The sequence below is a fragment of the Hymenobacter sp. UYAg731 genome (assembly GCF_054061335.1).
On the sequence record NZ_JBSSEC010000007.1, the window covers coordinates 25116 to 41402 of the forward strand.

The following is a 16287-nucleotide window of genomic DNA, read 5'->3' on the forward strand; positions in this document are numbered from 1 at the left end:
TGAGTTATTTGCCGTTTTTTCTTCTGTTGGAGTTTGTGGATTTGGGAAGTAATTGGTCTTCTAAGCCTGGTAGTTCGGCGGGCTTTGAAACCTCTTTAATGACCTTAGACTTCTTAACCGTCGCCTTTTTCTTAGAAGGCATCTGTACCGATTTAACCTCTTCAACATCCTGGTTATCTCTTAAGGGATTTGCAGAGATAATATCAGAAATGGTATCTTCCTTTTCTGTCGGTGGAGTAGCTGAAACTAAATGCTTCTCCATTATAGCACGTTTACGTCGCGGTATATCAGCTCGCTCAGTTCGCAATTCTAATTGCTTTGCATATAACTTGGTGAGTTCTTTTTCAATTGCAGGCAGTTTGCTGGCTTCAGGCAAATTAAGCGTTAGGGTCATCAATTGGTCTGGCCTAATGCGTGGATAAGAATTTGTCGCATATGTTTCAGCCTCTGCGACTAGTTCAGGTTGCCGTAGTGCAAAGCTTAGCAAATGCGGGTAATCAGAACGTAATACAACCAGTTCTGTAGAGCATTGTCCAGCCCGGTCTGCAAGCCACACTTTGTTCAAATTTGGACGCAATTTGCCATAAAGTACATCGCCAAGTTGAAAGACATTATTAGTGCTTTTTACAGCACTAGGCTCCCACTCAGCGCTTAATTGCCCAGTATTTTTCTCTATATGCTGCAGGCCAATAAAATCGACCAGATTGTCTTCATTGCTTGCTATAGTTTCTCGGCAAAGGGTTGCGAATTCCCTTACTGGAACGGGGCGCGCATTATCCTTAAGTAATGTACCTGCATGTTTAGCTAGCTGGGCTTGTTGTTCAGCTAATTTATCATCTTCAGATTGAAGTTCCTGCATCTGAGCGATAATCAACTCTTGTATTTGCTTTGGAGGTAAAGGAATTGATGCACTCTGCAAGTGGCCTATGTTGAGACTATTCCCAAATGCATTATCTGTATCCTTAGTAGCGGATAAGTCTACAGCCTTGGTATTAAGCAGATAGAATAGAAAGAGCGGAAGCAATACGTCATTGTACTCCGGTTTGGGTATTAACGCAGCAATAGCTTCGTTTGTATACAGTGGAATACCTGCTATAGCAGTTTTTCCAATAGAAAGCTTAAAGCTTACGAGTACGGTTTCAGCAGGTATAGGCTTTACGTTAGAACGCTTAACACCTTCGTCAGTAATGCTTTCATTCGTTTCGGTAATGCGACCCCCTATTAATTCACTGACCGATACCCATGGGTTAGTGCCTTCCCAATAGGCAGGGTTGTCACGGTCAGGTGTTCCACCTATACTGATACTACACAAACCATTTGCCCCACCAAGAACTTGATAAGGCCAAGTCGAAGCAACTCCTTCGCCTAAGTATCGACCTAACGGCCGGGGTGAAAGACGCAAAGAGATTTCAAAACCAACTTTATGCAAATCCAAGCATTGTAATAGAGGCGCGGATTTTAAGTATGGCGATAAAAATTCGGGTATGGCTTGTATGGGCCGATTAAGTAAAGCAGCTTGGATATGTGTATTAATGCGTTCTTGGTTCGCGGGGTTAGTGCTATCATAAAGAGGGGATATAGGGTTGCCATTAGCGTCGGCTCTTATAGCAACTAGCCTATGCGCTCGGTTAGCTTTCTTAAACTTGTATCCCAAGAACTTGCGCTGCTTAGGTTTTCCAGCCCCGCCTCTAACTAATATTGTGTGCTGACTTTCAACGAGAAGGTAAAGGCGAAAACGCTCGCATTCATGTTCCTTTATCAGCCGCTCTGCTGTCTGCCGCTTCAGCTCACTTTGTTCATCCTTCGTGCTGTTTCGATAAGCAGCACGCGTAGGCAACTTTACATATTCTGCCTGTTCACTGAGCCACTGCACATAGTCACGACCGATATCAGTTTTAGCTAATTCAGCATCAGCTAACTCGCCGCGTAATAGCATCTGATACTGTTCTGGTAGTATTCCCAGTGAGTATTGATAAGCTGCCAAGTGCTTTTCCCCATGCAAGGAATCTAAGGTGGGGTCTCTGCTAATTCCGCTAATTATAAGGTCTTTAGATACTTGTCCTGCGTTGTAGACATCTGCGTCAGGCCGTTTTAATAAAAATAAGGCAACTGTATTGGTACCAGTTGCAAGAAAGGTTTCGCTACTAAATTCTACCATGGCTTTAACCTCAAAAGCCTCCAATAGTAGTTGCCTTGTGCGGCTGTAAAGTCCATCACTACCCAAAAAGGAACTGGGTAAGATAAGTGCTGCTACACCACCAGTTCGTAGTAACTGAGCTGCCCTTTCGATAAATAGCACTTCTATGTTACCGCTAGTGTCAGTTATATGAGGTAATAAGACAAAGTCGTCTGCATTTACTTTTAAGTTTGGCTTAAATGCATCAATTGCATAAGGTGGGTTGGCAACTACAGCGTCAAAAGTGCCATTAGCAGGCAAATTGGCGTGTTTTTCAAGCCCATCCCCGTATATTATATTAGCATCTCCATCACCATGCATAAAACATGCAACTTTACTTGTCCTAGCCAAGCGATAGTCCTTCTCGATACCGTGCAGGTAACGACCGGCCCAGCTCATGGGTTGGTCCTGAAACGCCTTTACCTGACGGCCTATATCAGTCTCAATGCCTAGGTCACCAGTATTGAGGCTGTTTACAATGTGTTGAATTGCATCCAGTGTTTCCGTAAGGAAGTGTCCTGCACCACTAGCATAATCTATTACGCTAGGGAGAAAATCGGCCGCTCTTGCAGCGATTTTTTCTTGCACCATTTCAGCAAGGGGCAGGCTACCTACAAGAAATCGGGCGATAGGAATAGGAGTAAAAAACTGTCCTTCACTCTGCTTATATCCTGTTTCCAGCAACTGTTCAAACAACTCACCTAATACAGCTGCTCGCTTATTGTGTTTAAACCGAAACGGCTCAAATAAATGCACCATGTCACGTAACACATGAGCATTCCCTTCAAATAATGTTTTATTATATACTTCTTTAAATGCAAATTCATTATTAGAGTAGAACTTCAGTTCTCTCAAAATCCTCCTTATTTGCTCTTGAGCATACTGACGTGGAAACGCTGAGACAACACTGTCGATATCGGCTTGTGTATAATTGATTACGTCCTCATGCAAATAGTCACGCATAGCTCTTGTGTAGAGCGTTTGCAGCCTCTCATACAATCGTTCGTCATTATCGCGGCCTATAATAAATTGGAAACCTGCCTCTTGTTCAGGCGCTCCGCCTTCGTCAACAATCTTGGCGAGTACAAGGGAAATTAACCTATTAAAGGCATTTGAGCGGTCTGACACGTTATGCCGACGCAAAATCTCCATGAATTCCTGAAAAACTTTAGCACGGTCTTCAGGTTCAAAATTTCGAAGGTCTCTTAAACGACGGGGCTCATAACCAGGGTTATAGGCGGGGCATTCGGGCTCGAATATGCCAGCTGGAGCAAACTGTGGGGTACCACCACTTTTATTAGCCCAAACTTTGAGTAGGTCGTCCTTTTCCTTGTAGGCTTTATATGTAAGATACTCGTCGGGGCTTAATCGTTGCGCTGCCTCTTCTGCGGGTGTATCTACTACGGATACGACGGCTGATGTGTAGCTTACTGTGCCTTCTGGTGTAAGGTGGGATGCATATAGAGCTAGAAACTGTGCAGTTCCGCCATTTACAAAATACGAAAATACCTGACCTCCATCACGCTGAGTATTTACTAACTCTTCTTCATATGCTTCCCCAGCTGTTTTGCATTCTATGATAAGAAGCAGTTTATTCTTTTTATGTTGGTATACACATATGTCGGCCTTGCCGCTTTTTTGCGTACGTCCTAATTTGAACTTTCTCTCTAATTCGATATCGCTTGGATAATAGCCCTTTCGTAGTAGTCGGTCAACACACTCCAAGACAACGAAATTTTCATCTGCTTTGAAGTGCGTAGTTGTACGGTCTCCAAAGCGAATAGAAGGGCCATAATTGATATGTCCTTCTAAGCCTTGGCTCAGGTCGACACTTATCACATAGTGAAAAGCATCGTATGTCTTCATGTAGATATCAGGGGTTTCAGCATCAGCTGAAAAGTCCAGAGCTATCAATAGGGCGCGAATCTCTTCGATGGTCATACAAAACAGAAAAAAAGAACAAGCCTAAGCAAGGTCAAGCTTTAAAGGTGAAGCAGCCGTGTCAAAGAAGTACTAGCTGTTGCCCTTAAAAGAAGGTGAAAATATTAGAGTTGAGTAATATTGAAAGCAAAGGCCCAGTCGCGCTAGTCAGCACGCTGGGCCTTTCAGGTTATAGTTGGAAAGACGCCCATGTCCAAAGGTATGGGGCAGCTTGGGTATCACTCAATGCTAGGCTTAGGGTATTCGCCAACTAGGGGCAAAAGGTGGAATTTGGCCTTCGGGTCCCCTAATGGGTCCCCTAGAAAATAAAAAATCCCCATTGCGAGCAGCAATGAGGATTTTTAGTAGTCCGTAGGGGAATCTTACGTATACCCAAGCTCACTATAAACTACCTATTAAAAATATGTCTTTACTGCCCTTTTAAGCACATTTTATGAATTACTGACGCTTGTTTTTTGACTGTTTTACGCTCTTTATATCTTTAATTGTACCCCAGGATGTACCCTGGACCGTTTTGCATTGTACCTTAGTCTCAACAACAAAATCACTGAGGTATGGCAACAGTCTCTTTTCACTTGAAAGAACCAAACGGCGATAAGCTAACAGCTATTTTTATCTGGTTTAACCCTCAGAACGGGCAGCCTCGCATCCGCATCTATACGGGCGATAAAATCCATCCTGACCAGTGGGAGGGCGGTGATGTGCAACGCGCCAAAACTCCGAAGCGTGGTGCTGACACCGAGTGGAATAAAACCATCAATACAAGTAATGAGCGGATGAGTAAGCGCCTGCTGGACTATTGGGCAACATGTCGGGCGGCAGGAACTTTACTAACGGCTGAACAGCTACGCTCCGCTGTGGAGCCTCAGGCCCCGACGGTTAAACCGGAGCGTCCGCAGCCGCTGGCTGATTTTGCCGTCTATCTGGAACGCATGGTAGCGATAAAGGCTGCTAACACTGTTAAGTCGCACCGGTCAACGTTTAACCATTTGACGAGCTTTGTGGCTGTCACGCGCAACCCGCTTGAATACAGTGATTTCACGCGAGCTTGGAAAAACAACTTCTGTGCTTGGCTAGCAGCTGGTGCCGGAAGTGAAAAGCCAATGGCTGATAGTAGCGTCAACAAGCAACTCAAAAACCTCAAAGCCTTTCTGCACGATGCAGCCGACCACGGCTTATTGGAGCGTATTGACACTAAGCGGGGGTGGGGCTGGGATTTTACAGAAAGTGAGCCTATGGCGCTTTCTGCCAATGAACTAGCCCTATTAGAGTCGCTGGGAGGACTTCCTCCTTACTTGGAAAATGCACGTTGCCTCTGGCTATTGATGGCTTACACAGGCCTGCGCTACTGCGATGCGATGGATTTGAAGCCTGAACATGACAAAGGAGATACCCTCCAACTCGTACCGCGTAAAACCACCGACGTCTCGGCAATAGTGTATGTACGCAAAGTAGCCCGGGCTTTGCTGGCCAAGTGCTGGAGCGGAGAGGTCCACAGTATTGCAAATCCCACTCTAAATGAATACATAAAAGAGGTTTGCTGCCGCGCTGGCATCAACGAGCCTACTGAGAAAAGAGCATCCTACGGCCAAACGAGTCGTACCCTAAAAACGGTACATCCTAAATACGAGTTGGTTACCTGCCACACAGCTCGTCGCACGTTTATTACGCATTCTTTTGCCAGGAAAATTCCGTTGGAATTGGTGATGATGGCTGCCGCGCACACCAATCCTAAAACCACTTTGCGGTATAATCAGAATACTGTGGCTCGCCAAATCGAAGTTTCACGGCAGGCGTGGGGAGAAGATGAATAGCTCCGTCTCTGGTACTAAAGCATCCATTTGCAGCTCGCAAATGGATGCTTTGTTGTTTTTATCAAACGTGCCCTGCATGGCCCAGAAAGTAGGGCTTACAAGCTTAGAGGTTGAAAAATTTTAGAATCCACTTCTTGGTCTATTATTAAAAGGGACATTCACTTGCGCGTAGCGGCGGTGAAAAGGCCTTTGGGTAGAATGTCGTGTACGCCCTTGTGTACGCTTCCCTAAATAGAGTGCCAGTTGGTAGTAGAGAAAAGCGTATTTTCACTACTTCACCTCTGACCCATGAAAAAAGGACGATTCAGCGAAGCGCAAATTGTGGCGATTTTGCAGCAACAACAAAGTGGGCAAACGGTGGCCCAAATTGTGCGTGAGCACGGCCTGAGCGAGGCCACCTTCTACGCCTGGAAAAGCAAGTACGCCGGGGCGAGCGTCGCCGAGTTGACTCGGCTCAAGCACCTGGAGGACGAGAATAGACGCCTCAAACAAATGTTCGCCGACCTAAGCTTAGAGAACCAAGCTATCAAGGAGATACTGCGAAAAAAGTAGCCAGCCCTGCGGCGCGGCGCCAGGCAGCGCAGGGCTTAGTAAGCAAAGGCTGGAGCCAGCGGCGGGCGTGTGCGCTGGTGGGGCTCGCGCGCGGCAGCTACCAACCGGTGGTGCGAGGGCGCAACGACGAGCCCGTGCAGGACGCACTGCGTGCCTTAACAGGTCGGCACCCCGGCTGGGGATTCTGGAAGCTGCACCACCGCTTGCGCAAAAACGGCTTGGTAATCAATCACAAGCGCACCCTGCGTATTTATAGGGCGCTGGCCCTGAACCTGCCCCGGCGCCTAAAAAAGCGCGTACCTGCCCGTGTCAAGCAGCCGTTGGTCGTGCCCGTGGCGGCCAACGTGTGCTGGTCGCTCGACTTTACCAGCGATGTGTTGACGGATGGCCGCCGGTTTCGGACACTGAATGTGCTCGATGATTACAACCGGGAACTGCTGGGCGTCGAAATTGACTTTTCCTTGCCCGCCGCCCGCGTGGTGCAGGTGCTGACGCGCTTAGTCGAGTGCCACGGCCGGCCGGCGCAACTGCGTACCGACAACGGGCCGGAGTTTATCAGCACCCGGTTGACCGAATGGTGCGAGGCGCAGGGCATCGCCCTGCACTGGATTCAGCCCGGCAAGCCAACTCAAAACGCCTACATCGAGCGCTTTAACGGCTCGTTTCGCCGCGAATTGCTCGACGCGCACCTATTCTGCTCGCTGGCTCATGTGCGCCAACTGGTGGACGAGTGGATGCTTGACTACAACACCCAACGGCCGCACCAAGCCTTGAATTTTATGACCCCCATCGAATTTAAACAAGCTGCTTAGCCTCTGCTAACGAATGGCTTACCGAACAGGGAAGCGTACAATTGGAACTGTCCACGAGCTGGGTCACGTGCAGGTCCACGGCCACGCTGCACAGTACGTAGGCGTCGTCGCGGCTCAGGTGCTTTTCGGTGACGAGGAAGTCCATCATGTTGCGCGTGGCCAGGCTCACGGCCTCGTCCAGGCTGTTATCAACCCCCATGGCAATGAATTCTGTGGGGGTTTCGGCCCGGAGCCAGTTCAGGTGCTGGCCCTTGTGCACGATGAATTGGAAAGTGCCCACCAGCGAGGTTTCCAGCGCTTTCAAATCCACTTCGCCGTTGCCCTGGGCGGCGTGCCCGTCGCCGGCCGAGAACAAGGCCCCCGGCGCGTGCACCTGAATGAAGAGCGTGCTGCCGGCCACCATCTCCTTGTTGTTGATGTTGCCCGCGTTTATCCAGGGCGGGTAGAAACTGATGCGGCCCGACACGTTGGGCGGGGCGACGCCCATGCTCCCGAAAAAGGGCCGCAGCGGCACCTCGATGCCGGGAGCGAACAGCCCCACCAGGCGCTTGAGGTCCAGCGGCACGATGCGCATCTGGGCGTAGGGGAAGTCGTTGGGCAGCGCGCCGTAGCCGGGCGGCAGGCCCGCTTCTGCCAACAGCGCGGGGGTACACGCCACCAGCGTTTGCATCTGGCCACCTCGCCCGATTTAATTCGCAGCTTAGGCGGGGCCGTGGCATCGTAGTAGCCCCACGTCACGGTCTGGGGCGTAGCCAGTAACTGGTGAACCACGGGGGAGCCGCCACCCGTGTAAGTGATTTGAGACGGTGGGCACTGAGTCCCCCCACAACAGGGTCCCGAGAGACAGCAGGGCCACACCTTTTTGGAATTTAGTTTTATTCAGGATGCGCGGCGAAATAAGGGGAGGTTGCGAGACTAATTCGATATGTACGCTGGTTGGAAATGGCCAATAGGCGGCAAGAGACCGAGCGCATCAAAAAGTGTAGGGCAAGCCGAGTCTAGACTAAGCGGCTATTCGCCTCATTTTCGCATAAAACGGTCAAATAGCTGAATTGCCCCATCTTTTCCGATGTTCGTTAAACTGCTTTCGGCGGAGCTACATGGGCAACAGGAATGCTTTGGGGAACCATGAAGTAGAAACTCAGGCTGTAAATCAGTAGTGGGAGGACCGCAAATTGCAGCACGGGGGAAAGGCCAACCCCGAGGCCCGGAATAAGGGGCATCCGGTCGGTGTAAACCCAGTTTCCCGCCGCCAGGTGGACAACCTCGGTTAACGCGGCTCCGGCACCTCCAATTATCACGAGCCAGGAAGCCCGTACCCACGTCAGCTGCCGCACCCAGAGGCCGTCCTGGTACACGAGCGCCAGGCCCAAGTACAGCAACGCCGCCATGATGGCATCCGCCAGCGAGGCCAGGGCTAAAAAAGCAACGTGCAACGGGTCATAGCCGCAGCCTTCGTACAAGAGGCAATGGCTCAGCTCCCAAATGAAATTCAGCGCAAACGCCAGCACCAGGGCGAAGCCGACAAACCGCTTGAGTTCGCTACGGTCCGGCGCTTTCTTCGCGAAGTAGGCGTAAAGCACCCCTATAACGGTCAAGGCCATCGTCGGCACCACGAACATGCCCGGGGTTAGATTCGTCATTGAGGTTGCAGTAGCTCGTGAATGGGTTTGACGAAGAGGGCTGCTGCTAGCTGGCGGGGCTTGCGTTTCCGGGATTAAAACCGCAGGTTCAGGCCGCCGCCGCCGCCGAAGCGGTTCTCGTAGCTGCCCATCAGCGAGAAGTTGCGCGAGAGCAAGTATTCGGCCCCGGTGCGCCAGACGACTTCTTTGGCAAAGCGGCGGTTGTTGTCGAACGTGTTCACCCACCCAAAGTCGGCCTGGTACTCATAGTAGCCGGACACGAGCAGGCGCGGCAGCACCATAATGGTCCGGCCCAGGCTCAGGCGGGGCCGCAGCTTGTTGTCGATGCGGGCGTCGAGGCTGAACAGGTAGGGCGTCAGGTAGCGCACCCCGACCACGGCCGTAGTGGTGGTGGTGGTGACCATCCGGCCCGCGGCCCCCGGCTCGGTAAGCGGGGCGGGTAGCCGCTCCCGGGTGTTCTCCACGTTCACGCCCCCAAACACGCGGAAGTAGTCGTAGAGGTAGCGCTCGTAGGTGGCCTCGGTTTCCATGTTGCGGTTCCAGCCGTTCTCCACGCTCAGGTTGAACTGGTTGCGGATGTTGGACGACATCAGGTTGAGGGTGCCCATGTGCGAGGCCACGCCGAGCAGGCCCCAGGTGTAGTACTGGTCGGTCCCCCGCACCGCCGTGCTCGCCGGGAAGCCCTGCATCCGCGGGTCGCGGGGCGTGCCGTAGCTCACCACGCGGGCCATGCCGCCCACCAGGTGGTAGAGGACGTGGCAATGCAGAAACCAGTCGCCCGACTCGTCGCCCAGCACCTCGATGGTGACCTGCTGCATGGGGGCCACGTTCACGGTGTGCTTGAGGGGCGAGTAGTCGCCGTTGGCGTTCAGTACCCGGAAAAAGTGCCCGTGCAGGTGCATGGGGTGGTGCATCATCGTCAGGTTGTTGTAGGTGATGCGCGTAATCTGGTTAACGTGGATGGGAATTACATCCGCCGACGACAGGGGCACGCCGTTCATGCTCCAGATGTAGCGCTGCATGTTGCCGGTGAGGTTGAGCAGGATGTTGCGTACGGGCAGGCTGTTGGCATAGGCCGTTTTCTGCGGGGCCCGCAAGAAGTCGTAGTTGTACTCAGCGAACATGTCCATGCCGGGCATCCCGGCCGCCGTTTTCTGGCCGCTCCTATCCATGCCGGCCATTGGCTTATCGGCACCCACCTGCATGTCGGCCATCGGCATATCGTGACGGGCGTGGGTCGAGTCCGCGGGCATTTTCATGCCATCCATCTTCCTCATACCATCCATCTTCATACCGGCCAGGGCGAGCTTGGGTGGCGTGGGCTGGTCGTTCATTTTTATGCCAGCCTTCTTGTCGCTGCTGCCCATGTTCATGCCGGGCATCGGCTTATCGCCGCCCATCGACATGCCGACCATTTTTCCATCTTTCCCTTGCTTGCCCATTCGCATGCCCCAGTTGGCTTTCATCTGCTCGGGGTCGACGTGGTGGGGGCGGAATTTGAGGGCGGGCGCGCCCATGCGCATGTCCATTTTGGCCATCTGCTGCATCAGCGCAATTTTATCGGGCCGGGGCAGCACCGGGGCGGCCAGCACCGGCCCCGTGCCCAGGTAAGCCGAGGTGGTGCCGGAGCCATCCTGCGCCATGGCCCGCAACTCCAACTTGCCGCTGGCCGGAATCGTGACCAGGAAATCGTAGGTTTCGGCAATGGCAATGAAGGTTTTATTGTGCTTCACCGGCACCACGTCCTGCCCGTCGGCCGCCACCAGCAACGGGTCCTCGTCCCCAAACGTCAGCCAGAACTGCGTCGAGGTTCCCCCGTTGATGATGCGCAGACGTACCCGCTCGCCGGGCTTCAAATCCGGGTATTGCTGCTCGGGCTGACCGTTTACCAGGAAGGCATTGTAGTACACGTCGGCAATGTCGAAGCTTTCCATGCGCTGCTTCCAGAAGTTGAGCTGCGCCCCGAAGGCCCCGCGGGCAATTACGCGGTTGAGCGGCGTGGCCGTGCCCTTAGCAATGTTGTACCACTCGGTGCCCCGCTTAAGGTAGCGCGTCACGTTCTTCGGCTTCTGGTTGGTCCAGTCCGAGAGCATCAGCACCAGGTCCTTGTCGTATGTCAGGCGCTCGTGCTTGGGCTCGATGACGATGCCGCCGTACACGCCGGTTTGTTCCTCCAGGGAGTGCGCATGGTACCAGTAAGTGCCGGCCTGCTTGAGCGGAAACAGGTATTTCAGCTCCTGGCCCGGCTTGATGGGCGGCGTGGTGAGGTAAGGCACGCCATCGTAAAAATTAGGCACCAGGACCCCGTGCCAGTGCACGGACGCTTCCACGTTCATTTGATTCTTGACGTAAATCACGGCGAAGCCGCCCTCTTTGAAGCGCAGGGTGGGGCCGGGAATTCCACCGTTGACGGTCGTCCCCGTTACGGTTTTACCGGCCTTATTCACTGGTTCCTGGCGCAGGGTCAGGTGATAAACGGTCGTATCCGTCTGGGCCCAGGCCGGCCGGCCCGTGAGCAGCAGCAGCAGCAGCGGAAAAAAGAGAAGGGGGTGAACTCTCATGTGGGAGTTGTTGAAGTGCCCGCGGCCTGGCGGGCCGTGGGTATAGATGCACCGAACTCAGTTGGTTGGGGAGGGCTTCGATTGCATAGCAAGCCAACGGATTGCGGGTGAGGTGGAAAACCAACCTGCCACAAAGGTCCCTGCCCCTCACGCCCCCACCCATGACAAGCATTGCCGCATTGCCTGACTTTCGTCAAGCAGGAGCCCCCGGCCGGACCACTTACCGGGCCGGTGCAAGCAGCCCGCAACGGGTTATTTTGCCGCGCTGCAACAACCCGCTCATTGCCACGGACACGTAGTTTCAGGCCACCCCGTAAAACGCAAATGCGCTTTTAGCCACCCCTCCTAATGCTCTGCCGCCTAGTTGGCCATGGTGAGCAGAAACACCGATTCCTGCCAGGCCACTACGCGGTGCGGAACGCCGGTTTGCAGCGTTAGCAACTGGCCGGGTTTCAGCTCCGTTGTATGTCCCTCGGCCTGGAAGCCGAGGTGGCCTTCCAACACCTGCACGCTGATAATGCCGGGGGCGGTGTGCGTTTTCATTTCCGCCCCTTCGTGCAGGGCGATGAGCACCAGGCGCATCCCGTCGGCCTGAAGCAGCGTCAGGGCGTTGCGGTCGCTGCGGTGCCAGGCCGGCTCCTGCTTGATTTGCGCCTGAGCCTGGAGCAGGTCGAGCACGAGCAGGGGCGCATTCAGCGGGCGGGTGCCGGCCGGGCGCTGCGGCGTGGCCTCGTTCAATTTTTCGACAGAGTCCATGGGTTCCTCGGACACGGCGTTGAACGCCGGGTTCTCTTGCAGGGCTTTCATCATCTCCGCGCTCAAGGGCTCGCTGGAAATGCCGTAGCCGTTCACCAGGGTGCCTTTCACGTCGTGCCGGGGCGAGGAAATGGCGTACAGCACGGCCTCATCGCCGGGGTCCGACATGCCTTCGAAGCGGTAGTACTTATCAACCAGAAAATCCTCCGGATGAAGCTGGAGGGCATCGCCGGGGCCCATCAGGCAATTATCCCGCAAGTTGAAATCTTCAGTGTAGCCCTCTTTTTTCAGTTGAATGAGTCGTTCCGAAAGCGTGGTCATGGGGTTCATTGCAGGAAGAGAATAAAGGAGGAATAATGGCCATTGCCGGTGTGCAGGCAGTTTCCCCCTTGCGGCAAGAAGCCTCAGGCAGCGGGCACCGGCATGGCCAGGGTGGTGATGAGGTAGTAGGCCCCCCAGCCCACGAAAGCCAGCAGGGTGGCCCAGACCCAGGCCGGGATAATCTGCGGGGTTTCGGACGCTTTCATCACGAACGAGTCGGTGCGCTCGCTGCCGTAGGCCGTCACGGTCAGTGGCACCACGTCGGACACGATGTCGTCGTTCTGCAAGCCCAGTACCGTGATGGCCGGGCCGTTGCGCACGATGAAGGCAATGTTCTGAATCCCTTCCACGCCGCTGGAGGAGCGGGCCACCACGCGCAGCGCGTGCGGCCCATCCACGAGCCGGGTCGTGTCGAGGTCGATTTTGACTGGCGGGGCGTAGCGGGCAAACGGCACGGGGTTGTCGTCGAGAAACAGCAGTACCTGCTGTTCTTCGGCGACAGGAAGAAGCGTGGGAATAGGCATGGCGAGGGAAGTCTTCATGTCGTTAGGAGAAAGAGAGTTGCTGCCGCCGGGCCCGATTGCGCGCACTATCGGGCCGCATCAGCAACCAGAAAAAACCCGCAAACACGAGCACCACCACGGCAATCGAGCCATACAGCATGGCGTAGTCGAACCAGCCCCCCGGCCCCACGCCGTGGGTAATGTTGGCAAAGCCTTTGGGCTGTTGTTTTGCGCAGAGCGGGCACGCCAGGGCCGGCCCCGTGAGGAGCAGGCCGACCAGCAGCAATAGCAGATTCTTTTTCATGGCGGGGAGGAGTTAAAGCGCGGCCACTGGCTTCACCAGGGCACGGAGCTGCTTCACAAAATCGGCGGTAACCGGGGCGGCTCTGTTGCCCCAGGTGCTGCGCTCGTGGCTGACGAGGGCCGCGATTTCCGCGTCGTTGAGCTTGGCGGCAAAGGGCGGCATGACGCCGTATTCGGGGCGGGGGTTGTAGCCTTGCAGCACAATGTTGACCATGAGCGTGGCGTCCTTATCGTTGACTACGGGGCTGCCTTTCAGGGGCGGGAAGGCACCCTTCAGGCCTTCGCCGCTGGCCTGGTGGCAGGCCTGGCAGTGGGTAGCGTAGAGCGCCGCGCCGTCGGGGAATAGGGCCGCGCCGGGTGCGCCGGACGCGGCAGCTTTAGGCGGCGAAAGGGCCAGGAAGGCGGGTTCGTCGCCCGTGGGCAGGTCAGTTTGCTTGAGCGAAAGCAGGTAGGCCACCAACTGCTGCGCTCGGCGCGTAGGCACAATGGTCGCGTGGCGGCCCGGTTCTCGCCAGGCCGCCGGAATGGTGAGGGCTAGGCCCGCCGGGGTACCGGCCACGCTGTCCTGAAACAGCCACGGGAAGGCCGGCATGATGGACTCCTTCACCACGCTGCGGGGCTGGTAGAGGTGCAGCAGGTGCCAGAGGTCGCTCGGCTGGCGCTCACCCACCTCGGTCAGGTCGGGGCCGGTGCGCTCCGAGCCCAGGGTGGAGGGCGTGGCCCGCCACACGTCGAGGCGTTGGCGCCAAGCGTAGTCGGCCGGGATGCCTGGCCGCCCACCCCAGGTCTTGTCCATGTCGATGTTGCGCACCTGCTGGGTGTGGCAGGCCACGCAGCCCTCGCCGATGAACACGCGCAGGCCCGCCTGCTGCTCGGCCGTGAGGGCCACGGCGGTGGGCAGGGGTGCGTTGTTGGCCTGAATGCGAGCGGCGGGCTGCACGGCAATCAGCACCGTGAGCCCCACAAATACCCCGAAGACGGTACCCGTGAACAGGCGGTGGTTTTTATACAGACTCCAGGATTTCATGGGAGCGGGTTTCAGGGGTGGTAGCCAGGGGCAGCGGGGCCGGGGCTGGCTGGCGGGGACGCAGCATTTCCACCAGGTTATAGAAAAACACGAAGTGGGCCAGCAGCATAAACGTGCCGCCAATGGCCCGCCAGAGCCAGTAAGGGGCCATCAGGACCACCGATTTCAGGAACGGCTCGCCCGCCATCCAGCTTAGGCCCTTCAGGGTGCCGCCAATCATCAAAGAGCCGGCGTAGGCCAGCAGGCCCACCAGCGCAAACCAGAAGTGCACGCCTACCAGCGCCTGCCGCGGCTCGTGCCCTTGCAGCCGCGGCCCCAGCGTGTAAATGCAGCCCCAGAGCATGAACGACACGATGCCGTACATGGTGATATGCGAGTGGGCCACGTTGAAATCGGTGAAGTGCCACACCAGGTTGGTGTAGCGTAGCGCCTGCAACGAGCCCTGGAACGAGCCCACGAAGTAGAACAGTGTGCCCAGCAGCATAAACGGCAGCGAATAGGAGTCGCCCACCCGTTTGCGCCCGCCCCGGAAGGTCATCAGGAAGTTGATGGTGCCGGCCAGCACCGGGATAATCATGCCCACGCTGAACACGATGGCGATGGTTTGCAGCCACCACGGCAGCGGGCTGAAAATGTAGTGGTGCGTGCCGATGAGCGAGTAGAACAGCAGCTGCGTCCAGAAGGCCAGCACGCCCAGCGAGTAGGAGTAGATGGGCTTATTGAGCGACATGGGCAGAAAATAATACATCAGGCCCAGCGTGAAGGTCATGAACCACATGCCCACACCCATGTGCATGTAGTAGCCCTGAATGATGGTTTCGCCCAGCCCGTTCTGGTATCCCGGCAGGTAGGCCACCACCGTGAGCACGATGCCCCAGACGGTGGCACCCAGGATGTACCAGTTCGAGATGTAGAACTCCTCGGTGGTGCGGGCGGCCACGGTCTGGTAGAAGTTAGCCAGGGCCAGAATCACGCCCACGGCAAAGAGCAGCGTGACGGGCCAGATGTACTCGCGGTACTCGCCCCCGCCGTTGTTGATGCCCGCCAGCAGGCAGCCGGTGCCCAGCACCACGCTGGCATTGATGAGGCCCAGCGTCCACCAGCCCCATTTCAGGCTGAACAGGGGCGTGTTGTTGGTGCGCGCCACCACGAAGTGGCCCAGGCCCAGCATAGCCAGCGACGTCCAGCCCCAGAACACCATATTAGTGTGAATAGGCCGCAGCCGCCCAAATGAGAGCGCCGCGACGTGGTCCACATCAGGGCTCACAAACTTGATGCCCGCGTACCAGCCCACCGTGGTGCCTAGCACCAGCCAGAAGGCCGCGCACAGCAGGTAAGCCGACACTAGGCGCACCAGCCTAGGGTCGAGGTCAGGCAGGCGGGCCGTGTGCCGCTTCTCGTGCAGCCACGGCGAATGCACGTCCAGCTCGACGTGCTGCACCAGGCCCTGCGGGTCGCGGGCGAGGTTGTCGCTGCCCAGCTCGTCGCCTTGCAGGCCAAAACCCTGCGCCTGCTGGCGGCCCACGATGGCCGCCAACTGCGCGGGCGAGAGGTTGGTCACCGTCTCATCGAAGCGCCCGGCCTCATTTTCGGTAGACAGCGGCTGATTACGACTCACCAGCGCGCCCACGCGCGACACCAGCACAATAACGGCCCCGATGACGATAACGAGCAGCAGCGCCAGCATCCCCAGCACGGCAGGTTGCGTTAGTATCGGCCCCTCGGCTGGGGTAGTGGCCTGGGCCAGCAGGCTACCCGGCCGGCCGGCCAGCAGCAGCCCAAACAGCAGGCCCGCGCGGCCAGCCGTACCAAAAGGTAGTTTTCTCATGAAAGCAGCGGGTGAGGTGAAGCCAATAGCTGAGGGAGGCTCTTGGTCAG

11 protein-coding genes are annotated in these 16287 nt (G+C 55.7%); 2 read left to right on the forward strand and 9 right to left on the reverse strand.

The window, feature by feature from the left end:
- Nucleotides 1–4: 4 nt before the first annotated feature.
- Nucleotides 5–4117 (reverse strand): N-6 DNA methylase, encoded by a 4113-nt coding sequence (locus ACVWYF_RS19565; RefSeq protein ID WP_457071215.1) that lies wholly within the window; start codon nt 4115–4117, stop codon nt 5–7.
- A gap of 575 nt (nt 4118–4692) precedes the next feature.
- On the opposite strand from ACVWYF_RS19565, the gene ACVWYF_RS19570 reads away from it, so the two are divergent.
- Together ACVWYF_RS19570 and ACVWYF_RS19575 are read left to right on the forward strand one after the other, a co-directional pair.
- On the forward strand, nt 4693–5931 hold the full coding sequence (locus ACVWYF_RS19570) for a tyrosine-type recombinase/integrase (protein ID WP_457071217.1): 1239 nt from the start codon (nt 4693–4695) through the stop codon (nt 5929–5931).
- Nucleotides 5932–6219: 288 nt separating this feature from the next.
- Nucleotides 6220–7295, forward strand: a protein-coding gene (locus ACVWYF_RS19575; protein ID WP_457071219.1) for an IS3 family transposase whose coding sequence is annotated in 2 segments (ribosomal slippage) — nt 6220–6472 and nt 6472–7295 — 1077 coding nt in all. Because the reading frame shifts where the segments join, the coding sequence is not laid out codon by codon here.
- Here ACVWYF_RS19575 and ACVWYF_RS19580 read toward each other — a convergent pair.
- The 8 genes from ACVWYF_RS19580 to ACVWYF_RS19615 form a co-directional block, all read right to left on the reverse strand.
- On the reverse strand, nt 7279–7965 hold the full coding sequence (locus tag ACVWYF_RS19580; RefSeq protein ID WP_457071221.1) for an acetamidase/formamidase family protein: 687 nt from the start codon (nt 7963–7965) through the stop codon (nt 7279–7281). The two genes, ACVWYF_RS19575 and ACVWYF_RS19580, sit on opposite strands and share 17 nt — an antisense overlap.
- Nucleotides 7966–8371: 406 nt before the next feature.
- Nucleotides 8372–8938 (reverse strand): hypothetical protein, encoded by a 567-nt coding sequence (locus tag ACVWYF_RS19585; protein ID WP_457071223.1) that lies wholly within the window; start codon nt 8936–8938, stop codon nt 8372–8374.
- Between the two features lie 74 nt (nt 8939–9012).
- On the reverse strand, nt 9013–11499 hold the full coding sequence (locus ACVWYF_RS19590; protein WP_457071225.1) for a multicopper oxidase domain-containing protein: 2487 nt from the start codon (nt 11497–11499) through the stop codon (nt 9013–9015).
- A gap of 360 nt (nt 11500–11859) precedes the next feature.
- A complete protein-coding gene (locus ACVWYF_RS19595) occupies nt 11860–12585 on the reverse strand; it encodes a cupin domain-containing protein (RefSeq protein WP_457071227.1) in 726 nt (241 codons plus the stop codon).
- A 74-nt stretch (nt 12586–12659) separates the two neighbouring features.
- Entirely contained in the window at nt 12660–13118 is a 459-nt protein-coding gene (locus ACVWYF_RS19600) for a cytochrome C (protein WP_457071229.1), read from the reverse strand.
- A 4-nt stretch (nt 13119–13122) separates the two neighbouring features.
- Nucleotides 13123–13383 carry a hypothetical protein gene (locus ACVWYF_RS19605; protein ID WP_457071231.1) on the reverse strand — a complete coding sequence of 87 codons (261 nt, stop codon included), beginning with the start codon at nt 13381–13383 and terminating at the stop codon, nt 13123–13125.
- Between the two features lie 12 nt (nt 13384–13395).
- Complete coding sequence (locus tag ACVWYF_RS19610; RefSeq protein ID WP_457071233.1) at nt 13396–14409, reverse strand: cbb3-type cytochrome c oxidase subunit II; 1014 nt, start codon at nt 14407–14409, stop codon at nt 13396–13398.
- Nucleotides 14387–16237, reverse strand: coding sequence for a cbb3-type cytochrome c oxidase subunit I (locus ACVWYF_RS19615; RefSeq protein ID WP_457071235.1), 1851 nt, complete (start codon nt 16235–16237; stop codon nt 14387–14389). The genes ACVWYF_RS19610 and ACVWYF_RS19615 overlap by 23 nt, the downstream gene beginning before the upstream one ends.
- Nucleotides 16238–16287 lie beyond the last annotated feature (50 nt).